Below are 21,743 nucleotides of genomic sequence, written 5' to 3' on the forward strand. Positions count from 1 at the left end.
GCGACTCCCCGGGGGTGCCCTGGGGGCCCCGGCCCGCCCGCCCGGGGGCCCGGGCCCGACGTGCGTCACGGCACGGGTTCAGTCGCCGCCGGGACGGGTCGCCGTGCCCGGCAGGCGGACGCGGGCCAGGGTGCCGCCGCCCTCGGCCGGCTCCAGGTCGACCGTCCCGCCGCTCTCCGCGACCGCGCGGGCCACGATGGCCAGGCCCAGGCCCGAACCCGGCAGGGCGCGGGCCGAGTCCGAGCGCCAGAACCGCTCGAACACGTACGGCGCGTCCGCCGGGTCGACGCCGGGCCCGCGGTCGCGGACCGTCAACTCGCCTTGTCTCAGCCGTACTTCGATGGTGCCGTCGGGCGGGCCGAACTTGACCGCGTTGTCGAGCAGGTTCAGCGCGGCCCGCTCCAGCGCCGCCTCGTCGCCCCGGACGTACCAGGGTTCGAGGTCGACGTCGAAGACCGTCTCGTGCCCGCGCATCTGGGCGCGCTCGACGGCCTGTTCGACCGCGGTGTGCAGGGCGGCGACCCCGGTGACGGGTGTCGCGCGGGTCCGCTCGGGGCGGGCCAGCTCCAGCAGGTCCCCGACGAGCCCCGACAGCTCGCGCAGTTGCCCGCGCACGTTGCGCAGCAGCCGCTTCTTGTCGGCGTCCGGGAGCGGACGGCCCTGCTCCTCGCTGCGCAGGAGCAGGTCGGTGTTCGTGCGGAGGCTGGTCAGCGGCGTACGGAGCTCGTGCCCGGCGTCGGCGATCAGGCGCTGCTGGCGTTCACGCGACGCCTTCAACGCGCCGGTCATCGCGTTGAAGGACGTGCCCAGGCGGGCGATTTCATCCTTGCCCTCGACGGGGATCGTCGTGTCGAGGTCCTCGGTTCTTGCGATGTGCTCGACGACGTCGGTGAGCTGGTCGACCGGCTTGAGCGCGGCACGGGCGACGAGAAGGCCGAGCGTCGCGGCCGCGAGCACCCCGATGCCGGAGACCAGGACGAGGAGCAGGGCCAGGTTGTCGAGCGAGTTGTCGATGTCCGTCAGCGGGCGGGCGACGGAGACAGCCGCGTTCTGGGTGCTCGGGAATACGCCCGGCTCAGGCACTCCTTCCGGCGGATGCAGGTTGGACTGGCGGGTGATGACCCGCATGTGCGTGCCGTTCTCGTCCGTGGCGTCGTGAATGGTCTCCTTCAGCTTCCGGTTCGCGACGTCGATGTCCGCCTGCGAGGCCGGGATCTGGTAGCCGAACGGGTCGGGGCAGACCGTGCCGTTGGCAAGGACGACCTGCACCGTCTGCGCGGTGAAGCCCTTGTCGATGCCCTGGGGTTGCCGACCGTTCGGCAGGACCTGGCAGGAGTCGTCGGTGAACTTGATGCCCGGCACGCCAGGGGGGACCGCCCGCAACGACGCGTCCATCTGCGACATCAGCTGGTCCCGCGTCAGGAACCAGCAGGCCGTCGAGGCCGCCGCCACCGCCAGGGCCACCGCGAGCGCCGTCAGCAGCGCCAGGCGGGCCCGCAGCGGCATGCGGCGCATCACGACGTCCCCGGGTCGCGCAGGACGTAGCCGACGCCGCGCACCGTCTGGACGATGCGGGGCAGGCCGCCGGCCTCGGTCTTGCGGCGCAGGTACATGACGTACACGTCGAGCGAGTTCGACGACGGCTCGAAGTCGAAGCCCCACACGTTGTGCAGGATCTGCTCGCGGGTGAGCACCTGCTTCGGGTGGGACAGCAGCAGTTCCAGCAGCGTGTACTCGGTGCGGGTCAGCTCGATCGCGTGCCCCGCGCGGGTGACCTCACGCGAGCGGGTGTCCATCCGCAGGTCGGCGAACTCCAGGACGCCGCTGTCGGCCGCGTCGCCGGCTCCGGGCCCGGCCATCGAGCTGCGCCGCAGCAACGCCCGCACGCGTGCGAACAGCTCGTCGAGCTCGAAGGGCTTGACCAGGTAGTCGTCGGCCCCGGCGTCCAGCCCGGTGACCCGGTCGCCGACCGCGTCGCGCGCGGTCAGCATGAGGATCGGCACGGTCTCGCCGCGCCCGCGCAGCCGGCGCGCGGCGGTGAGGCCGTCCATGCGCGGCATGAGGACGTCGAGGATCACCAGGTCGGGGGTGTCCCGCTCCACCGCCTCCAGGGCGGCGAGCCCGTCGGGCGCGAGCAGCACCGTGTAGCCCTCGTACCGCAGACTGCTCTCGAGTGCTTCGCGCACCGCGGGTTCGTCGTCGACGACCAGCACCTTGGCCGGTGCGCCGCCGTTGGCCGGACTGGTCATCGCTTCGTTCCGCTCCTGGTCCTCGGTCGAGTCGGCAGGGTCCGCCCCAACGCTGTCATGCCGCCGCGGGGGAGGATGGCAGTGCGCTCGCGGCCTTCGACGTGTCGCCTACTTTGCCGTCCCCCGATGTGACGGGGCTGAGCCTTGTCTGAAAACCGCATGAGAACGGCAGGCTCGGTCGACCCCCGACCGGATCGTCGCCGCACGTATAGCGCCGCCGGTTGGTGTCGCGCGGGACAATCGGTGAGGTTGACACCTTTGAGTGCCATGCTGCTGGAACCAGGCGAGCCGCTCCCCGCGCTTGCCAGGGTGATCGCGACGAGAGGAGCCCGACCGTGACCACCGCATCGTGCGGCACTACGTGGGAGTGGTTGCTGGCCGCCTGGGCGAGCCTTGAAGCCCCCGAGGGCAGCAGGGTCGAGATCATCGAGGGGGAGCTCACGGTGTCGCCGCCGCTCGCGAACCGCCACAACCACGCCGCGCAGGTACTGCACCGGCTTCTGGTCCGGAACACGCCCGAAGAGTGGGGCGTTTACCAGACGCAAGGCATCACCGTGCCGGCGATTGAAGGCTTGTTCGTTCCCGATCTGCTGGTCTACCCGGTGGACGAGGTGCCGGCGCGCGGGTACTCCGCACCCGCCGAGCACGCGCTGCTCGTCGTCGAGATCACCTCGCCGGGCAATCCGCAGCATGATCGGAAGACCAAGGTCTGGGGCTACGCGCACGGTCCCGTGCCGCTGTACCTCCTCATTGACGCGTTCGATCCGCTCGGACCTGCGGCGACTCTGCACGCGGACCCACGCGGCGGGGCGCATCAGCAGGTCAGCCGGGTACCGTTCGGCGGAAAGATCGTGCTCCCCGGCCCGTTCGACCTGGAGGTCGACACCGGGCTCTTCGCCGACTGACGCCGCTCAGGCGGTCACCGCGCCGTTCGTGAGGGTGCTGATCAGTGCCTTCACCTGGTTGACCGGAATGGCGAAGCCGAGCCCGACGCTGCCCGCGTCGGAGCCGAGGGCTCCCGAAGTCGGCGAGTAGATGGCCGAGTTGAGGCCGATCACGCGGCCGCTCATGTCGAGGAGGGGCCCGCCGGAGTTGCCGGGGTTGATGGACGCGTCGGTCTGGATCGCCTTGTAGGTGGTGGTGTCGGAGGACGAACGGGTCGGGCTGAAGGGGTAGTTCGACCCGGTGTCGTCGGACACCTTCACCTCGCGGTTGAGCGCGCTGACGATGCCGGACGTCACGGTCCCGGTGAGCCCTTCCGGCGAGCCGATGGCGACGACTTGGTCGCCGACGGCCACGGTGTCGGAGTCGCCGAGCGTGGCGGCCTTGAGCCCGCTGACGCCCTTGGCCTGGACGACCGCGAGGTCGCTGGCGCTGTCGGTGCCGAGGACGGTGGCGTCCACGGTGCGGCCGTCGGAGAGGGTGACGGTCAGCGTGCCGTTGGCGGCGTTGTCGACGACGTGGGCGTTGGTGAGGATCTTGCCGTCGGACGTGAGGACGACGCCCGACCCGGTGCCGGTGCCCTGCCGGGTCTCGACCGTCACCTCGACGACGCTCGGCGAGACGGCCGCGGCCACCGCGGAGACGCCGGTGAGGGCCTTGTCGCTGACGGACTGGACGGGCGCCGCGCCCGAGGCGGACACGGTCGCGGTGACGGAGGAGTCGTCGAGGCCCGCGCCGATGAACCCGCCCGCCACCCCGCCGACCAGCCCGGCGCCGACGGCCGCCGCGACGAGGACGGCAACGGCTCGGCGCGCCCGAGGCCGGGCCCGGGGAGTGGGCGGCGGGAGAGGCGACGGCGTCGGCCCGTCCGCGGGAGGCTCGCCGCCACCGCCGTCGGTGGCCGGATCCGGCGGCTGGATGTGGAAGAGCGGGGGCTGCGGGTCGGCTCCGGGCCGCGGCTCGTGTCCGGGCTGCTCCCCGTACCCCGTCCACGGCTCGGGCCCGGGCCGCTCGGGGTCCGGCTGAGGTGTCATCGGTGTCGTATCCATGCCCACCACGCTCCGCCCGCTTTCTGAGAAAGCCCTGAGGGCGGCATGAATCGTCCCTTGACCCTTGTAGGGGCCGGTGGCTAAATCGGAGCCGGTCGGCGGGGGATCACCTCGCCGTGCCGCGCTCCGAGCCGCTTTGAGGAGATGTACATGCGCGCGATCCTGCACACCGACAAGGGCGTCGAGATACGGGACGATGTGGAGGTCCGCGACCCCGAGGCCGGCGAGGTGCTGGTGCGGATCGCCGCGACGGGCGTGTGCCACAGCGACGTGAGCGTGCTGGAAGGCGTCATCGAGTGGCCGGCCCCCGCGGTGCTGGGGCACGAGGGCGCGGGTGTCGTCGAGAAGGTCGGCGCCGGGGTCACCGCGGTCAAGCCGGGCGACCACGTGGTGATCACGACGATCGCGGCGTGCGGCATGTGCCGGTACTGCCAGACCGGGCACCCGAACCGCTGCCGCCAGACGCTGGGCAACCGCAGCACGCCGTTCTCGGTCGGCGGCGAGCCGGTGTGGAACTTCGCGGGGGCGTCGACGTACGCGGAGCTGACGCTGGTCAAGGAGATCCAGTGCGTCACGATCCCCGACGACGTGCCGCTGACCTCCGCCTGCCTCGTGCCGTGCGGCGTCGTGACGGGAGCGGGCGCCGTCCTGAACCGCGCCAACGTGCTGCCGGGGCAGACCGCCGCGGTGATCGGCCTCGGCGGCGTGGGCCTCGCCGCCGTGCAGGCGCTGCGCCTCAAGGGCGCGGGCCGCGTGGTGGGCGTGGACACGGTGCCCGGCAAGTTCGACCTGGCGCGGCAGTTCGGGGCGACCGACTTCGTGCAGGCCGGCCGGGGCGTGGACGTCGCCGACGAGATCCGCACGCTGTTCCCGTACAGCGAGACCCAGAAGGTCGGCACGTTCGGCGCGGGCGGCGTGGACTGGATCTTCGAGTGCACGGGCGTCCCGGCGGTGCTGGAGAACGCGATGGAGGCGCTCGACTGGGGCGGCACCCTGATCGCCGTCGGCCAGCCGTCGCAGACCGCGACCGCCAGCATCCGCATCGCGAATCTCCTGCAATGCGACCGCGGCATTCTCGGTACGCGCGCGGGCGGCGTGCGGCCGCACGAGGACATCCGCGCGATCGTGGAGCTTTACCGGCAGGGGAAGTTCGATCTGGACGCCTTGGTGTCCAAGGTTTACCCGTCGGACGGATTCCATGACGTGCTCGACGACATGCACGCGGGCCGAATCGCGCGCGGCGTGCTGGCTTTCTGACCCGGCTTCGGACAGCTTCTGACGAGAGGACCGGAATGGCTGAGCAGGCGGTCGGCGGCACGGTAGGCGGCACGGTGGGCAACTGGGGCCGGTGGGGCGAGGAGGACGAGCGCGGCGCGCTGAACCTGATCGAGCCGAAGGGCGTGCTGGCCGCGGCGCACGAGGTGCGGACCGGGCAGGCGTACGCGCTGGGCCTGCCGATCCAGCGGGAGGGCGCGCCGATCTTCGAGTACCGGGGCGCGCCGCAGCGGCTGACGCTGACGAGCCAGACCGACAACCAGTTCGAGGACTTCCCGGGCGGCAAGGAGGTCGGCGCGAACGAGGACGTGCTGGTCATCGCGTCGCACAGCATCACGCACATGGACGCGCTGTGCCACGTGCAGCACCGCGGCCGGTTCTACAACGGGTTCGACGCGAACACGTTCCGCTCGCACACGGGCGCGGGCCGGTGCGGCATCGAGAAGCTCGGCGCGTTCGCGGTGCGCGCCGTGCTGCTCGACCTGCCGGCGTACAAGGGCGTCGACTTCCTGGAGCCGGGCTACACGGTCACGCGCGCCGACCTCGAGGGCTGCGCCGAGGCGCAGGGCGTCGAGGTGCGGGCGGGGGACGCGCTGCTGCTGCGCACCGGCCACCTGGACAACTTCCGGGCGGAGACGGCGGCGGGCCGTGAGGTGCCGTTCGCGCAGGCCGGTATCGGGCTGGACGCCGTGTCGTTCGTCAGGGACCACGACATCGCGCTGGTCGGGGCGGACAACAGCGCGATCGAGGTGATCCCGTTCGACAACGAGACGTTCCTGTCGGTGCACATCGCACTGCTCGTGGAGTCGGGTGTGCCGCTGCTGGAGCACCTGTGGCTGACCGATCTGGCGCGCGGAATGGCGGACGCGGGCACGTACGCGTGCCTGCTGACCGTGACCCCGCTGCCGGTGACCGGGGCAACCGGTAGCCCTATCAACCCGGTTGCCATTGTCTGATCTCTTTCCCGGTGCCATAGTTTCGGGCACGGAATAGGCGCTTCGGCGTCGTCCGGGTCTGGCCGTCTCGGTCTCGTTTCCTCCGTCGGGACCGAGGCGGCCGCCGACTTACATCGAGGACGATTACAGTGCTCGGTGTAACGTTGTGGAAATCGGAATATTAAATTGACGAAGTCAAGTACTGATACGATGGCATCGTGAACTCCACCGACAATGTCGAGGCGATCCAGCGGGCGCTGGAAGCCCTCCTGCGGCGGCACGCCAGCCGCCGCGTCTACGCACGCCAGGCGGCGGTCGCCGGGGCCACCATCTCGCAGCCGGCGTACGTGCTGCTGCGCCGGGTCAAGAAGGCCGGGCCGCTGCCGATGGGTGAGCTCGCCCGGCTGACCAACATGGACCCGGGCGCCACCGCGCGCCAGGTCGGGCAGCTGGAGCGCGAGGGCTACGTCAAGCGCTCGCCGAGCCCCGACGACGGCCGGGTCAGCCTCGTCTCGCTGACCCCGCGCGGCGACGCCGTGCGCCGCCGGCTCACCTCGGTGATGGACCAGCACCTCAGCGAGATGCTGTCGAAGTGGAGCGACACCGACCGCGCGGCGTTCGCCGAGCTCCTCAACCGCTTCGTCGAGGACATGGCGGCCACCGAGCTGCACGGCACCGTCGAGGACGAGACCGCCTAGGGCGGCGCCGGCGCGCCTCCTTCGCGCTGACGCGCCTGATTCGCTCCCACCGCCCCGGGCCCGGAACGCTTTCCCGGGCCCGGGTTCCGGCATGCCCGGAGTGCCGGGCTCAGGTCACGTCCACCAGTAGGCACCGGGCTGGCGCACGCAGTCCCACTGCTGTACGCGCGCTCCGTCCCACGTCGCCGAGTTCTCCACCTCGAGGCACTTCCCGCTGTTCGCGTTCACGTACACCGGGCCGCGGATGTCGCCGTTGTACAGGAACCACTTCGAGCCGGGCTGACCCTTGCAGGTCCACTGCTGCACCCGCGCGCCGTTCGCCGTCAAGAAGTTCTCGACCTCGAGGCACTTGCCGTCGTAGTTGCGCAGCTCGAACTCGCCGTCGTCGCTGGTGTAGATCTTCCGCCACAGGGCGCCGGTCTGGCCCTTGCAGGCCCACTGCTGGGCGCGCGCCCCGTTGCTGCCCGAACTGTTCTCGATCTCCAGGCACTTGCTGCTGTTGCCGTTGTAGATGGGCTGCCAGGTGACCGACCCGGCCTGCGCCGACGCCGTCCCGCTGAACAGCATGAGCCCGGACAGCGTCGTGGCCAGGGTGGTCAGGCGTACTGCCTTCATCGTGCGGAGTCCCCTTGCTCGTCGGACGGGCCCGGTTGCCGGGCCGTCTCGGGGTGCGAGCGTAGGAACGCGATGTGCCGCGAAGCTGTCCTGTTCGCGCGGGAGTTCCGCGTGATGGGCGGCTTCGCGGCACCTTTCGTGCGGCGTCCCGGCGGCGTTGCCCGGGTGTTCTCCGGGAGTTGGCCGGGGACCTGAACCCGAGCCCGAGCGGACGTCGGGCGGGGCTCGGGCCGCGGGGCGTCAGGCCAGGCCGGAGAAGTCGAGGTTGCCCACGGTCAGGCCGGCGTTGAAGCCGCCGTCGAGGTTGATGTTCACGCCGTTGATGAACGCCGAGGCGTCGGCGCCCAGGAAGGCCAGGCCGAGCGCGACGTCGCGGCCGGTGGCCAGGCGGCCGTTGCCCTGCGAGACGTTCCAGTCGATGACCTTGTCGCTCATCGTCTTGCGGAAGTCCGGCAGCAGCGGGGTGTCGATCGGCGACGGGCAGATGCTGTTGACGCGCAGGCCCTTGCCGGCCGCGGTGCGCGCGTAGTGCATCGTGTAGACCTGCACGATCTCCTTGGAGTAGGAGTACGCGTCGACCTCGCGCGAGGCCAGCTCGGCCTGCGCCTCGTCCCAGCCGTCGATCGCGATGAGCGCCTTGATGTCCTCGAGGTGCGGCGCCCAGCCGAAGCCCGCGATCGAGGCGGTGTTGACGATCGCCGCTCCGGACGACAGCGTGCCGTTCTCGACGAGCGCCTCGGTGAGGCGGCGCAGGCCCAGGTAGTTGATGCCGAAGACGACCGGCGCCGGGAGCGTTCCGGCGACGCCCGCGTTGTTGAACAGCGCGTGCACCGGGCCGTCGGCGGTGATCTCGGCGATCGCGGCGTCGATCGAGGCCGCGTCGTTGAGGTCGGTCTGGATGAACTTCTGCGCCGACCCGGTCGGCTCCTTGATGTCCAGCACCGTGATGTGCTCGGCACCGAGCTCGGTCAGCAGCTCGACGAGGGCCGCGCCCACGCCCGAGAAGCCGCCGGTGACGACGACGCGCTTGCCTTCGTAGCTGAACGGGCTGGTCATGAAGGGTTTCTCCTCAGGGTCGTGCGGGAGCCTGGCCAACGTATAAGTCATCGCTTGACACGGTCAAGTGTGCTGCTTAGCGTGCGCTGGGTGGGTACCTCAGCCGAAATCTCCTCCGAGCCCGTGCGGCTCGACATCGTCGACGGCGTCGCGGTCGTCACACTCGACCGACCCGACAAGCTCAACGTCTTCTCCGGCGGCATGGGTTCCTCACTCGGCGCAGCCTATGCGCGATGCGACGCCGACGACAGCGTCCGCGCGGTGGTCCTGACCGGCGCCGGACGGGCGTTCTGCGCGGGCGCCGACCTCACCCCCGAGGCCGACAGCTTCGGCGCGCCCAAGGCGCCGAAGGCGTTCAGCGCCTCGCCCGTCGACCCGCCCGCGTGGCGCATCCGCAAGCCGGTCATCGCCGCGGTCAACGGCCACGCCATCGGCATCGGGCTCACGCTCGCGATGGAGTGCGACATCCGCTACATCGCCGCCGAGGCCAAACTCGCCATCCCGCAGGTGCGCCGCGGCATGGTGCCCGACGCCCGCTCGCACTGGACACTCCCGCGCGCCACCTCGCGCGCCGTCGCCGCCGACATCCTGCTGACCGGCCGCACCTTCCTCGGCACCGAGGCGCTCGCCCTCGGCATCGCCTCGCGCGTCCTGCCCGCCGACCAGGTGCTCGACGCCGCGCTGGAGACCGCGCGCGACATCGCGCTCAACGTCAACCCGCTGTCCGCCGCGCTCACCAAGCGGCTGCTGTGGCGGGACGACGCCGGGCCCGACGCCGTCGAGCGCGCCGAAACCGCGTACCACCGCCTGCTCATGGGCGGGCCGGACGCCAGGGAAGGCGCGCTCGCCTGGATGGAGCGGCGCCCGCCGCAGTGGACCTCGCGGGTGGGCGAGGACTGGCATCGTGTGCAGGACCTTGAGGAACAGGAGCACCAGACGTGACCCAAGCCGCAGCCGTACCCCTCCCGCCGCTCGACGTCATGGCGGCCGGCCAGGGCCTGCGCGGCACCGCCGAGACCGCCGCCGCCGCGGAACGCGCCGGCTTCGACGGGCTGTGGCTCACCGAGGGCGGCCGCACCGCGTTCGGCGCCGCGACCGCCGCCGCGCTGGCCACCTCGACGCTCACCGTCGGCACGGGCATCGCCGTCGCGTTCGCGCGCAGCCCGATGATCGCCGCGGCCGCCGCGCGCGAACTCCAGGAGGCCACCGGGGGCCGGTTCATCCTCGGCCTCGGCACCCAGGTGCGCGCCCACGTCGAACGCCGCTACTCGGCGGCCTTCGACCACCCCGGGCCGCGCCTGCGCGAGTACGTGGAGTCCGTGCGGGCCATCTGGCGGGCCTTCCGCGGCGAGGAACGCCTGCGCTACCAGGGCGAGTTCTACAAGTTCACGCTCATGACACCGGAGTGGTCGCCGGGGCCCGTCGACCTGCCGGACCCGGAGATCTACCTCGCCGGCGTCAACCCGTGGATGCTGCGGATGATCGGCGAGGTCGGCGACGGCCTGCACGTCCACCCGCTGCACAGCGTCCGCTACCTCGACGAGGTCGTCCGGCCCGAACTCGCCGCGGGCGCGGCGCGGGCCGACCGTGACCCGGCGGACATCGCGCTCGTGGTGCCCGTCATGACCGCCACCGGCGAGACCGACGAGGAGGTCGACCGCGAACGCGACAAACTGCGCATGCGGCTGGCGTTCTACGGCTCGACCCCCGGCTACGCGAAGGTCTTCGAGACGCACGGCTGGGACGACCTCCAGCCGCGCCTGAACCGGCTCTTCGCGGCGAAGGACAGTGCGGGGATGGGCGAGGCGATCACCGACGAGGTGCTCGACGCGCTGACGGTGAGCGCCCCGTGGGGCGGCCTGGCGGGTGCGCTGGCCGACCGGTACCGGGGGAAGGCGGACCGGCTCGTCGCGTACTCGGCCGTCGGCACGTGGAAGTCGCCCGAGGTCGTGGAGCGCTGGGCCCAGGTGGCGGCGGACTGGCGCAAGCTGGGCTGACGGTTCACTCCGGCCGCCGGCCCGCCCGCGCCTCACGGTGCGGCGGGACCGACGGCCGGAGGGCCGCTCCGACGGCGGGTGGGTGCCGACGGGGACGGCGGCTCGTGGGGCCCGGAGCCCGGGCCGGACGGGCGCGCGGCTAGGACAACGGGATCAGTTGCTCCGGCCGGACAGTGACCATCACCTGACGCGTGCCGCCCATCACGCCGGGGACGGTGAAGGCGACCGAGACGCCCCGGAACCCGACGTCGGTCACCACCCCCTCGGCGTCGCGCGGTACGTACGGTTTGCTCCAGCTCTCGATGTCGGTCCCGGCCATCACCGGGTCGCCGATCTTCATATGCCGCCCCTTCCTCGGGGATGGAGTGGAAGGCAGGAAGCCACCCAGTCAACTCCCGAACTCCGGGAAGTGCGGCTGATTTTCGTGTTTACACTCGATTGAGTGACCCTTCGGGTATGCGGCGGGTCAAACCGGCGAACACGCATGCGAGTGCGGCGAGTGCCAGGCCGCCGCCGAGGAACAGCGCCGCCCGGACCGCGACGTGGTCCGCGACCAGCCCGCCCGCGACCGACCCCATCGAGATCGCGATCTGAAACGCCGTCACGAACACCGCCGAGCCGGCCTCGGGCGCCTTCGGCGTGCTCTGCGCCATCCACACCTGCAGGCTGACCGGCACCGCGCCGTACCCGACTCCCCACACCAGGATCAGCGCGACCGCCGCCGGAGCCCAGACCCCGGCCACCGGCAGCACCAGCACCGAGCCCGCCACCAGCGCGAACGCCCGCACCGCCGTGACCCGCAGCCGACCGGCGGCCGCCACCCCGAGCGTGAAGTTGCCCACGACGCCCGCGAGCCCGTACCCGACGAGGACCACCCCGACGGCGCCCGCGCCGAGCCCGGCGAGGTCCTCCAACACCGGCCGTACATAGGTGTAGGCCGCGAAGTGCCCGCCGACGAGCAGCAGCAACGCCAACAGCGCCACCCGCGCCGGCCGCTCCCGCAGCACCTTGGGGAAGTCACCGGCCCGCAGCGCCGCCTGCGCCGTCAGCTTCGGCAGCACGAAGAGCAGGACGACGAGCACCACCAGAGCGAATCCCGCCATCGCGCCGAACGCCCAGCGCCAGCCCCAGCGCGCACCGACCAGTGTCCCGACCGGAACCCCGAGCACGGACGCGACCGCGACCCCGCCGAACACCACGGCACTGGCCCGGCCGACGTCCTCAGGCGCCGCCAACCGCCCGGCGATCCCGGCCCCGATGGCCCAGAACCCGCCCACGCTCAGCCCGACGAGCACCCGCGCGACGAGAAACAGCCCGAAGTTCGGCGCGAGCGCGGAAAGAACATTCGACGCAAGCAACAGCGCCGTCATCGCAACCAGCACAACCCGCCGATCAAGCCGCCCCACCGCGACAGTGAGCACAGGCGCGGCGACGGTCGCGACGATCCCACACACGGTCATGGCAATCCCGGCCGTCCCGTCGGACACGTCCAGCCCGGTCGCGATGGGCGTCAGCAACCCGACCGGCAGCATTTCCGTCGTCACGACGGCGAACGTCCCGAACGCGACCGCGACGACGGCGGCCCAACGGGTACGGGGGAGGGGTTCGGAGAGGCCGGGTTCGCGTGCACCGGCCGTGTGCTCGCCGACAGCGTTGCCGGCGTGGTCGGCCCCATGCCCGCCGGCCGCCGCGCCGGCCCCCGCGCCGGCAGTGCGCGCGGTGCTCGCCGCGTCGTCGGTGAGACTGGGCGCGTGCTCGCCGGCGCTCGCCGCGCCCGTCGTCGTGCTTGCTGCGGGGCTTGGTACGTGCTTGCCCATGCCAGTTGTGCCCGGCGCGCCCGTCACGTAGGTGCCTGCGTGCTCGCTAACGCCCGCGGCGCCTGCGGCGCCCGTGCTTGACGGGCCCGCCGCGCCGGCGCTGTGGCTGGGCGCACGCTCGCCGGCGCTCGCCGCGCCCGCTGTGTTTGCTACGCCCGCCGCGTGGGTGGCCGCGTGCTCGCCGGCGCTCACCGCGCCCGTCGTCGTGCTTGCCGTGCCCGTCGCGTCGTCTGCGTGCGTCGAGCCTTGTGTCACGACGCCCGTTCCGGGCGTCGGCTCGTTGATCCTTTGCATGGGGTCAGCCTTCGCGCGGGGCAGGGCCCGAACAACGGCGAAGGTCTTATCCGTCCATTAACCTGGCTAATCCATCGAGGCCAGGGGGCGGTTGCGGGTGTATGGGCTGGAGGCTCGTGAGCTCGAGTGCTTTCTTGTGCTCAGTGAGGAGCTGCACTTCGGGCGGGCGGCGGAGCGGCTTTATGTGTCGCAGGGGCGGGTCAGCCAGCTGTTGCGGGCGCTGGAGTCGCGGATCGGGGGGCGGTTGCTGGAGCGGTCCAGCCGGAGGGTGGCGTTGACCCCGTTGGGGGAGCGGTTCGTCGGGGAGCTGCGGCCGGCGTATGCGGCTCTGCACGAGGTCGTGGCCGGGGCGCGGGATCTCGCTCGTGGGGTCGCCGGGCGGCTGCGGGTCGGGTTCGTCGGGACGCCGAACCGGAGCCTGATGGGCGTGCTCGACGCGTACGCGCTGCGGTATCCCGACGTCGAGGTCGGCGTCGACGAGCTGGCGCTCAACGATCCGTTCGGGCCGATCCGGCGGGGCGAGGTGGACGCCGCGTTCGTGTGTCTGCCGGTCGCGGAGCCGGACCTCGCGGTGGGCCGGGCGTTTTCCGGGGCGCCGCAGGTGCTCGCCGTGTCGGAGCGGCATCCGCTGGCGGCGCGCGCGTCGGTCGGTGCGGAGGACCTGGCCGCGTGCGCGATGGTCGACATCGACGAGCCCGCGCCGGCCGCGTGGCGTGAACTGTTCGCCCCGACCCGTACGCCGGGCGGCCTGCCGATCGCCCGCGGGCCGCGGGTGCGGACGTTCCAGGCCGCGATGACGACGGTCGCCGCGGACCGCGCGGCGATGGTGATCTGCCATCCGAGCGCGCAGTTCAACCGGGGCCGCGGCGTCGCGTTCGTCCCGATCAGGGACCTGCCGGACACCAGTCTGGCGCTGGTGTGGCCGCGCGAGGCGCCGGGCCCGCGGGTGCTCGACCTCGACCGGGTGGTGCGCGAGGCCGCCCCGGATTGTGCTCTATGACCGGCGTCACGTCCAGGCCTTGACTTTCTCCGCCGAGTGGCCATGCTGTTCACCTGACGGTGCGTCAGTTAATGGCCTGCATCACAGGTGGGACACAACGGTTAACACCGGCGAGATGTGTCTTCACAGTGACGTAACCACATGCTAAACACTGTCAACCAGTTCGGATCGGAGCCCCAACCGGGGATTCGGTTGGCAGCTCGCGGCGAGCGCTGAACCGGCCGTCCGTCCATCTCCGTATGTCAAGAGCGGTCACGTGCGCCCTTGTGGTGACACGTGTCACGTGCACGCCCTGCCTCGCACACAGTTCATGCACAGCACAGAAACGGACAGGCCCTCATGTCTGAGACCGCAGAAACCCCAGCAGGACCTCCCCGGCAGGTCTCCGACGACGACACCGGACGGCTCGACGGCGCTTCGAAGGGCCGGCTCTTCGCGATCCTCGCGATCATCGTCCTGTTCTCCGAGGTCGTCCCTCTCCAGTACGCGATGATCTCCGCCGCGGTTCCCAAGATCGCGCCGAGCTTCCCGTCCGCGGGTGAGGGCATATCGTGGATGATCGTCATCCTCGGTCTGGTCGGCGGCGCGATCAGCCCGCTGATCGGCAAGCTCTCCGACCTGTACGGCAAGAAGAAGATGCTGCTCGTCACCAGCGTCGCCTTCCTGGCCGGCACCGTGCTGTGCGCCACCACCAGCACGTGGTCGCTGTTCCTGATCGGCCGCGGCCTGCAGGCCGTCGCGTTCGGCATGACCGCGATCGTCTACGGCCTGATCCGCGACCTGATGCCGCGTAAGTTCGTGCCGGTCGCGATCGGCGTCTCGGCGACCGGCCTCGGCCTCTCCGCCGCGCTCGCGCCGATCCTGGCGGGCGTGCTGACCAACCACTTCTCGTGGCGCTCGCTGTTCTGGTTCCTGGCGATCTTCATGGTCGTCGCGATCCCGCTGCTCGTCGCGTTCGTCCCGGAGTCCAAGCTCCGCGTGCAGCAGAAGCTCGACTACGTCGGCGCGGTCGTCCTCGGCGCCGGCCTCGCGATGATCCTGCTCTACATCAGCCAGGGCGAGAACTGGGGCTGGGGCAAGCCGACGGCCTGGGGCTACGCGGTCGGCGGCGTCGCCGTCCTCGCGGTCTGGGCGCTGTGGGAGAAGCGCGTCGACCAGCCGCTGATCGACATGAAGCTGCTCACCGCGCCGAAGGTGGCCGCGGTCCTGGCGATCGCGTTCCTCGCCAACATGATCATCGGCGTGCAGAACTACCTGACCTCGTACATGTCGCAGACCCCCGAGGCCGGCGACCTGAAGAGTCAGATCACCGGCGGCATCGTGCAGCAGACCGAGGCCGGCGCGAAGGCGCAGGGCGCGCCCGACGCGATGATCCCCGCGATCGTCGAGGGCGTGAAGCACGGCATCACCTTCAACGACGGTATGGGCTACGCACTCGGCTTCTCGATGCTCGCCATGGCGCTGCACCTGGCCATCTGGCAGTCCATCGGCAGCATGATCTCCGGCCCCGTCGCCGGTGCCTGGGGCCAGCGGGTCGGCCTGCGCACCCCGATGATCGCGGGCATGTCGCTGCTGTCGGCCGGCGCGCTCATGTACGTCTTCCTGCACGACAACTGGCAGCTGATGCTCATCTGCGGCATCGTCTACGGCCTCGGCTTCGGCATGTACTACGCGGCCGCCCCGAACCTGATGATCGAGGCGGTTCCGCAGGAGCAGCAGGGCATCGCGTCCAGCATGCTGGTCGTCGCCCAGTCGTTCGGCGCGTCGGTCGGCGTCGCGTGCCTCTCGCCGATCTTCACGCGCAACGAGTTCGAGGTGTCGGTCAAGAACCCGATGACGCAGCAGGTCACCACCAACGTGATCCCGCAGGTCTACACCGAGAACGCGTACGTCCAGGGCTTCTGGCTCGCGGTCGTCGTCGGCCTCATCGGCCTCGCCATCGCGATCTTCATGAAGCACGGCCGCACCAAGGCGACCGGCGGCCTCGGGCACGACGGTGCCACGCCGGACACCGAGGCGCGCGAGACCGTCGACGCCTGACACAGCGTCACCACACGGAAGGGCCCCGGGACCTCACGGTCCCGGGGCCCTTCCCGTTCGTGCCTCGGCGGGCTTCGCGTCAGGCGCCCAGCAGCCGGTCCAGCTCCGCGACCAGCCGCGCCGCCTGCTCCTCCGGTCCGCCGTCCGCCGGGGTCAGCCGCAGCTCGGGGGAGAGCGGGGCCTCGTACGGGGCGTCGATGCCGGTGAAGTCCCGGATCTCGCCCGCGCGGGCCTTGGCGTACAGGCCCTTGGGGTCGCGCCGCTCGCACTCCTCGATCGGGGTGTCGACGAACACCTCGAGGAACGGCAGCCCGTCCTTGTCGTGCAGCTCGCGGGCCCGGTCCCGGTCGGCGCGGTACGGGCTGATCACCGGCACCAGCACGACGACGCCCGCGTCCGCGAACAGCCGCGCGACCTCGCTGACCCGGCGGATGTTCTCGGTACGGTCCGTCTCGCCGAAGCCGAGGTCCGCGTTGAGGCCGTGCCGCACGTTGTCGCCGTCCAGCCGGTACGCCGCGACGCCGCGCTCGACGAGCAGCCGCTCGGCCACCACCGACACCGTCGACTTGCCGGAGCCGGACAGGCCGGTGAACCACACCGTGGCGCCCCGACCGGGGCGGTCGGCGCGGGTGACGCCGCTGTCGTGCCACACCACGTTCGTGCTGCTCATGTCGCTGCCGCTCCGTTCGTACCGACCGTCCCCGGTGCCCGTTGTGTGCTCCGGGGACGGTACCTCGATCGGCGCGAGGCGGGCGGAACGGTTCAGTACGTGGGCAGCGGCGACGGGCTTACGGAGCGGTACCGGCCTGCGCCTGGAACATCGTCCACACGTCCGACCCGAAGCGCGCGCTCTGCTCGATCGCGGGCCGGATCGCGCCGGTCGACGTCACGCCCACGATCCATCCGACGTTGGGGAACTTCCACACCCACGGCCCGCCGCTCGACCCCGGCCCCATGCCGCAGTCGACGGCGATGCGGGCCTTGTCGAGGCGGACGTCGGAGACGCACTCCTGCTCGACGCCGCCCTTGTCGAACGCGTCGGGGTAGCCGAGCAGCCGCACGCTCGTCGGGGAGATCGGGTAGGGGCCGGTCCTGATGCCGTAGCCGCCGTACTTGTCGACGATCCGGCGTCCGTCGAAGCCGTTCATGGTCGTGATGAACGCGACGTCGTGGGTGAAGGCCCGCTCGGTCGTGTACTTGACCTGGCTGCCCTCCTGGATCCACGCGGTGAACGTGCGCGACTGGTACGCCGGGAACGCGGCGGTGAAGTTGAGCGCCGTGCCGCCGCGGTAGCCGGCGACGAACATCGTGTTCTCCATCCACTGGCCGCCCTTGCCGCCGTGCACACAGTGGCCGGCGGTGGCGAGCAGCCGCCGGGAGGCGCTGTTGACGGCCGCCGCCGAGCAGGTGCCGTCACGCCCGCCGGGGACGTGGAAGAACAGCTTGCCTGACGCGTTCGGGATGGCCCCGCCGGCGGACGGCAGTACGGGGGAGGCCCGCCCCACCGACCCGCCGCCGGGTGCGGCGGCCGGGCCCGAGATCTGCTCGTGCCCCGGGTCGTCGACCGGGCCGGCGGTCGCCGCGGAGCTGGGCTCGGGGGCGCCGCCGACCGGACCCGTCGCGGCGATCGCGGCGGCGACGCGCTCGGGTGTCCAGTAGCGCTTGAGCACGTCCTGGACGCGCTTGGGGTCCTTGGCCTCGTCGGCGGTGAGCAGCTTCCCGGTGTCCGGGTCGCGGTACGCCGCCGCGTGGTCCTCGGTGACCTTCGCGGCGTCGCCGGACGGGGACGCGGACGCCGACGGCGACGGGCTCTTCTTCCCGGCGGCCTTCTTGACGGCGCTGCATCCGCTGAGCCCGAGCAGCAGGACGAGCGCGCACAGCAGCGCGGTGGCCCGGGTGCGGCTGGGGGTTCCCCTGCGGGTTCGGCCGCTCGTTCCCTTTCGGGTTCCGGCTCGGCTTCGGGTTCGACCCCGGAAACGGCTCGGCCGAGGCACGCCGAAGCGGCCTCCTGGTGTGTGTGGCACGGTGGTTCCCCGATCTGCGGCCACCACCGGCATGGCGGTGCCGTGGCGGCCCGCGAAGGTGCCGGACAACGACATGGGGAAGACCCGTGGCTGGTGGCGGCCCTGCGGGCCGGCGGGCCTGCCACGGACTCCCCCGCCTTCGCCGGTCCTTCTCCCACTCCCCCGGGGAGGACCGCCACCGAGGTCAAGCCTGGCGCGGGCGTTGTCCCGGTGTCATGGGACGGGTGTCCCGTCTTGGGACACGGGGACCACGGCGACGCGGAGACATGAGGACGCAGGAACGCAAGGGGCGCGGGGGCGCGGGGGCGCAAGGGATGCCGGGACACGGATGCCCGAACGTGGGGCCCCGCGCACTACCCCGCCGAAGGCCCGTCCGCCGCCGACCCGTTCACCGCGTCGCCGGGACCCGTGCCCAGGCCCGCCTCGCGGGCCCGGACGATCGCCTGGGGGCGGTCGACCTGGAGCTTGGTCAGGATGTTCGACACGTGGTTGCGGACGGTCTTCTCACTGAGCGCCAGGCGGCGGGCGATCGCGGCGTTCGGCAGGCCCTGCGCGACCAGTTCGAGGACGTCGTGCTCGCGGTCGGTGAGCTCAGGGAACGGCCGCAGGGCGCCCAGTTCGCGGAAGTGGCCGAGCATCCGGGTGGCGAGCGTCGAGCCGAACACCGCCTCGCCGTGGGCGACGGCGCGGATGGCGGACAGGAGTTCGTCCGGGCCCGCGCCCTTGAGGACGTAGCCGCGGGCGCCGCCGCGCAGCGCCGCGAAGACCGTCTCGTCGTCGTCGAACATGGTCAGCATCAGCACCGCGATGTCCGGCGCCTGGACGGCCAGGCGGCGGGCCGCGGCGATGCCCGTGGTGCCCGGCATGTTGACGTCCAGCACGACGACGTCCGGGCGGAGTTCCAGGGCGAGTTCGACCGCCTCGCCGCCCGAGTGCGCGAAGCCGACCGCGGTCAGGTCGCCGGACGTCTCGGCGAGCAGCCGCAACCCGGACAGGAACACCGGGTGGTCGTCGGCGAACAGCACGCGGATCGGCGCCATGGCGTCAACCTCCGTTGGGGGAGCCGGAATCCGGCAGCGGTCCCGGCAGGGGGCCCGGCATCGTGCCGGGCAGCGGACCCGGGGCGGCGCCGGGCAGGGGCAGCAGTGCCCGCACCGCGGTGCCGCCGGACGGGCCGGACGCGATGGTGCACGTGCCGCCGATCTCCGCGGCCCGCTCCGCCATCGAGTGCAGCCCGGTTCCGGCGGTGTGCGTGCGGCCGATCCCGGTGCCGTCGTCACGGATCTCGACCTCGAGCAGTTCACCCGCGGTGATCCGGACGGTGCAGCGCCGCGCGCCCGCGTGCCGCGCGGTGTTCGTCATCGCCTCCAGCGCGATCCGGTACGCCGCGACCTCGACCGCCGCCGGCAGCACCGGCGCGGTGTCCGGCCCCTCGACGCGGAACTCGGTTGCGGAGCTGAGGGCGTCCGCGCGGGCCCGGAGCGCGTCGACGAGGCCGAGCTGGTCGAGGGCCGGCGGGCGCAACGCCTCGACGAGGTGCCGGATCTCCTCGATCGCGCTGCGGGCCTCGGCGGCGATGTCGTCGAGGATCGCCGCCGCGGACACGGCGGCGACGGCGGTGTTCGGGCCGTGCGCCGCGCGCCGACCGTCGGAGGCGGCGAACACCTCGGTCTCGCCGCCGAGTTCGCCGTCGCCGTTTGCGGACGCGGCGGGGTCGCCCACCACCTTGCGGGCGATCGAGGCCTTGAGCACGATCGCGGCGAGTGCCGGGCCGAGCCCGTCGTGCAGGTCGCGGCGCAGGCGCTGCCGTTCGTCCTCGCGCGACGCGACGACGGCCGCGCGCGAGCGCTGCAGGTCCTCGTGGAGCAGCACGGCGTAGGCGGCCACGCCTATCTGTTGGGCGAGCCGGGTCAGCACGTCGATGTCGTCCGGGTCCCACGGCTCGTCGTGCTCGCGCGTGGAGGCGACCAGTCGGCCGATGGTGCGGCCCTGGTGGCGCAGCGGTTCGGTGTGCAGGGCGCCGAGCGGCCGCCCGGTCTCGGCGGCGACACGGAACTCGCCAGTGGGATCGGCGAGTTCGATGGACACGTAGGGGAGTCTGAGCGACGCCGCCACGGTGTCCGTCACCCGGGGCAGCACCTGGGACGGGATCAGCACGCCCGCGAGCTGGTCGCCGAGCTTGCCGAGCGCCGCCGCCGGGTCCGCGCGGTCGCCGAACATGACGCGGTTGGCGGCCCGTCCGAGGAAGCGGCGCAGGGGATTGAGGACGAGCGCGACCACGACGGCGGCGATCGCCGACGCGGCGGTGTCGCTCGCGGCCACCAGGTGGTCGAGGACGACGACGCACAGCAGGTACAGGCCGACCAGGCCGCCCGCGGTCGCGGCGTACACCACCGTGCGGTTGACCAGCTTGCCGAGGCCCCACAGCTGGTCGCGGGAGATGGCCATGTAGAGGCCGAACAGGTAGATGACCCCGGCGAGCCCTTGAAGGCGCGGTGGGAACAGGCCGTGCCCGACGAACACTTCGGGCAGCTGCCACAGCACGGCGTTGGCGGTGACCGAGAGCGCGCCGGTGGTGCCCACCCACAGCAGCCGGGTGCGCTGCGAACGCCTCTTCTGGCTGCGGAAGTTGATCAGGCCGATGAGGGCGCTCGCGACCATGGACACGCCGCCGAACATGGTTCGCCCGACCATCAGCGTCTCCAGCTGGTGGTACCGGCCGCCGTGCCTGGTGAGCGCGTACACCGCCCAGCCGCCCATGAGCGCGGGCATGCCGATCCAGCACCCGGCCCGCACCCAGCGGCGCCGCCGCACCCAGGACGTCGGCGCGGGGAAGTTCAGCGCGGCCACGGTGTTCGCGCCCATCGCGAGCCCGAGCGCGCCGACCGTCGCGGCGAGGTACAGCCACAACGGCGTGCCGCCGGCGGCCACTTGGACCAGAGGCAGGCCCATGGTCTCGACGGCGACGCTGCAGAACATCAGCGCCGAGGCGATCAACAGCGGCTTGGTCACCGGTTCGTCGGGGCGGCGCAGGTACAGCGCGATGCCGATCAGCAGGTACATGACGATGAAGGCCAGGTCGCCCCACGCCGACACCATGAGGTCGACGGGGGAGGGGCGGCGCAGCGGTACACGCACCTGCTCGACGCCGCCGTCGCGCAGCACTTCGTAGACGACGGTGCCGCCGAGTCGCGGCTCCGCGACGTGCTCCGCCTCGCGGGTGCCGAGCCGGTGCCCGTCGATCGCGATCACGACGTCCCCGCGCCGCAGGCCGTCCGGGCCCTGGTGGGAGCCGATCGGCAGGTCGGGGCCCACGCGGTCGTCCTGCCAGTACGACCAGCCGAGCGGCACCGAGGTGCCGTCGGACACCCGGTCGAGGGACAGCGCCGAGACGGCGACCCCGAACGCGACGACGAGACCCGCGACCACCAGCGGCAGCGCGGGCCGGCGCCTGGCCCTCGGCGTGTACGCGTTTTCCGGCTGCTCCGGTCGCACGGCACGCGGCGGGCGCTTCGGGAATCCCCCCACGCACCCATGATGCGGCCGACCGCGGCACCGCCGCCGGATCTTTCGGGGAGCGGGGTCCGCGGTCCGCGGCGTCGTGCGGTGCGGTGTGGTGCCGTGCGCCGTCGGGTGTGGGCGCGGTCGAAACCGAACGGACGCCACGCGGGCAATTTCGGTCGCTTGCCGAGAACTCCCGTTCCTCCCAAGGCACTCCCGTCACAGTGTCCCGTGGGGGGATCCGGCGGGCG

General features: G+C 72.0%; 19 protein-coding genes. 8 read left to right on the forward strand and 11 right to left on the reverse strand.

The window, feature by feature from the left end:
- Nucleotides 1-78 precede the first annotated feature (78 nt).
- Nucleotides 79-1,515: a sensor histidine kinase gene (locus tag QI554_RS03620; RefSeq protein WP_281465722.1), complete on the reverse strand. Its 1,437-nt coding sequence runs from the start codon at nt 1,513-1,515 to the stop codon at nt 79-81.
- The gene (locus tag QI554_RS03625; RefSeq protein ID WP_281465724.1) at nt 1,515-2,249 is read right to left on the reverse strand and encodes a response regulator transcription factor; all 735 of its coding nucleotides are present in this window, start codon (nt 2,247-2,249) and stop codon (nt 1,515-1,517) included. Before QI554_RS03625 ends, QI554_RS03620 begins: the two co-directional genes overlap by 1 nt.
- Before the next feature lie 335 nt (nt 2,250-2,584).
- Between QI554_RS03625 and QI554_RS03630 the strand changes: the two genes are divergently transcribed.
- On the forward strand, nt 2,585-3,154 hold the full coding sequence (locus tag QI554_RS03630; RefSeq protein WP_281465726.1) for a Uma2 family endonuclease: 570 nt from the start codon (nt 2,585-2,587) through the stop codon (nt 3,152-3,154).
- Nucleotides 3,155-3,160: 6 nt separating this feature from the next.
- Here the strand turns inward: QI554_RS03630 and QI554_RS03635 are convergent, their stop codons facing one another.
- Nucleotides 3,161-4,240: a trypsin-like peptidase domain-containing protein gene (locus QI554_RS03635; protein ID WP_281465728.1), complete on the reverse strand. Its 1,080-nt coding sequence runs from the start codon at nt 4,238-4,240 to the stop codon at nt 3,161-3,163.
- A gap of 150 nt (nt 4,241-4,390) precedes the next feature.
- Between QI554_RS03635 and QI554_RS03640 the strand changes: the two genes are divergently transcribed.
- The 3 genes from QI554_RS03640 to QI554_RS03650 all read left to right on the forward strand — a co-directional run bounded on the left by QI554_RS03640 (nt 4,391) and on the right by QI554_RS03650 (nt 7,148).
- Nucleotides 4,391-5,497, forward strand: coding sequence for an alcohol dehydrogenase catalytic domain-containing protein (locus tag QI554_RS03640; protein WP_281465730.1), 1,107 nt, complete (start codon nt 4,391-4,393; stop codon nt 5,495-5,497).
- 35 nt (nt 5,498-5,532) lie between these two features.
- Entirely contained in the window at nt 5,533-6,471 is a 939-nt protein-coding gene (locus QI554_RS03645; protein WP_281465732.1) for a cyclase family protein, read from the forward strand.
- Between the two features lie 197 nt (nt 6,472-6,668).
- Nucleotides 6,669-7,148, forward strand: coding sequence for a MarR family winged helix-turn-helix transcriptional regulator (locus QI554_RS03650; RefSeq protein WP_281465734.1), 480 nt, complete (start codon nt 6,669-6,671; stop codon nt 7,146-7,148).
- A gap of 114 nt (nt 7,149-7,262) precedes the next feature.
- Here QI554_RS03650 and QI554_RS03655 read toward each other — a convergent pair whose 3' ends face one another.
- Complete coding sequence (locus QI554_RS03655; RefSeq protein WP_281465736.1) at nt 7,263-7,763, reverse strand: RICIN domain-containing protein; 501 nt, start codon at nt 7,761-7,763, stop codon at nt 7,263-7,265.
- A 240-nt stretch (nt 7,764-8,003) separates the two neighbouring features.
- Nucleotides 8,004-8,819 (reverse strand): SDR family oxidoreductase, encoded by an 816-nt coding sequence (locus tag QI554_RS03660; protein ID WP_281465738.1) that lies wholly within the window; start codon nt 8,817-8,819, stop codon nt 8,004-8,006.
- Nucleotides 8,820-8,909: 90 nt separating this feature from the next.
- Between QI554_RS03660 and QI554_RS03665 the strand changes: the two genes are divergently transcribed.
- Nucleotides 8,910-9,761 carry an enoyl-CoA hydratase/isomerase family protein gene (locus QI554_RS03665; protein WP_281465740.1) on the forward strand — a complete coding sequence of 284 codons (852 nt, stop codon included), beginning with the start codon at nt 8,910-8,912 and terminating at the stop codon, nt 9,759-9,761.
- Complete coding sequence (locus QI554_RS03670; protein ID WP_281465742.1) at nt 9,758-10,816, forward strand: TIGR03617 family F420-dependent LLM class oxidoreductase; 1,059 nt, start codon at nt 9,758-9,760, stop codon at nt 10,814-10,816. Before QI554_RS03665 ends, QI554_RS03670 begins: the two co-directional genes overlap by 4 nt.
- Nucleotides 10,817-10,955: 139 nt before the next feature.
- Here QI554_RS03670 and QI554_RS03675 read toward each other — a convergent pair whose 3' ends face one another.
- On the reverse strand, nt 10,956-11,156 hold the full coding sequence (locus tag QI554_RS03675; RefSeq protein WP_281465744.1) for a hypothetical protein: 201 nt from the start codon (nt 11,154-11,156) through the stop codon (nt 10,956-10,958).
- Between the two features lie 88 nt (nt 11,157-11,244).
- Nucleotides 11,245-12,927: an MFS transporter gene (locus QI554_RS03680; protein WP_281465746.1), complete on the reverse strand. Its 1,683-nt coding sequence runs from the start codon at nt 12,925-12,927 to the stop codon at nt 11,245-11,247.
- A gap of 97 nt (nt 12,928-13,024) precedes the next feature.
- Here QI554_RS03680 and QI554_RS03685 point away from each other — a divergent pair, with 97 nt between their 5' ends.
- Together QI554_RS03685 and QI554_RS03690 are read left to right on the forward strand one after the other, a co-directional pair.
- Entirely contained in the window at nt 13,025-13,927 is a 903-nt protein-coding gene (locus tag QI554_RS03685; RefSeq protein WP_281465749.1) for a LysR family transcriptional regulator, read from the forward strand.
- A gap of 339 nt (nt 13,928-14,266) precedes the next feature.
- A complete protein-coding gene (locus tag QI554_RS03690) occupies nt 14,267-15,967 on the forward strand; it encodes an MFS transporter (RefSeq protein ID WP_281465751.1) in 1,701 nt (566 codons plus the stop codon).
- 79 nt (nt 15,968-16,046) lie between these two features.
- On the opposite strand, the gene cysC is transcribed toward QI554_RS03690, so the two are convergent.
- The 4 genes from cysC to QI554_RS03710 form a co-directional block, all read right to left on the reverse strand.
- A complete protein-coding gene (cysC, locus tag QI554_RS03695) occupies nt 16,047-16,637 on the reverse strand; it encodes an adenylyl-sulfate kinase (RefSeq protein WP_281465753.1) in 591 nt (196 codons plus the stop codon).
- A 118-nt stretch (nt 16,638-16,755) separates the two neighbouring features.
- Nucleotides 16,756-17,961 carry a trypsin-like serine peptidase gene (locus QI554_RS03700; protein ID WP_281465755.1) on the reverse strand — a complete coding sequence of 402 codons (1,206 nt, stop codon included), beginning with the start codon at nt 17,959-17,961 and terminating at the stop codon, nt 16,756-16,758.
- 383 nt (nt 17,962-18,344) lie between these two features.
- Complete coding sequence (locus QI554_RS03705; RefSeq protein WP_281465757.1) at nt 18,345-19,031, reverse strand: response regulator; 687 nt, start codon at nt 19,029-19,031, stop codon at nt 18,345-18,347.
- 4 nt (nt 19,032-19,035) lie between these two features.
- Nucleotides 19,036-21,519 (reverse strand): sensor histidine kinase, encoded by a 2,484-nt coding sequence (locus QI554_RS03710; protein ID WP_281465759.1) that lies wholly within the window; start codon nt 21,517-21,519, stop codon nt 19,036-19,038.
- Nucleotides 21,520-21,743 lie beyond the last annotated feature (224 nt).

Origin of the sequence: Yinghuangia seranimata, from assembly GCF_029953285.1 — a bacterium.
Lineage (GTDB): Bacteria > Actinomycetota > Actinomycetes > Streptomycetales > Streptomycetaceae > Yinghuangia > Yinghuangia seranimata.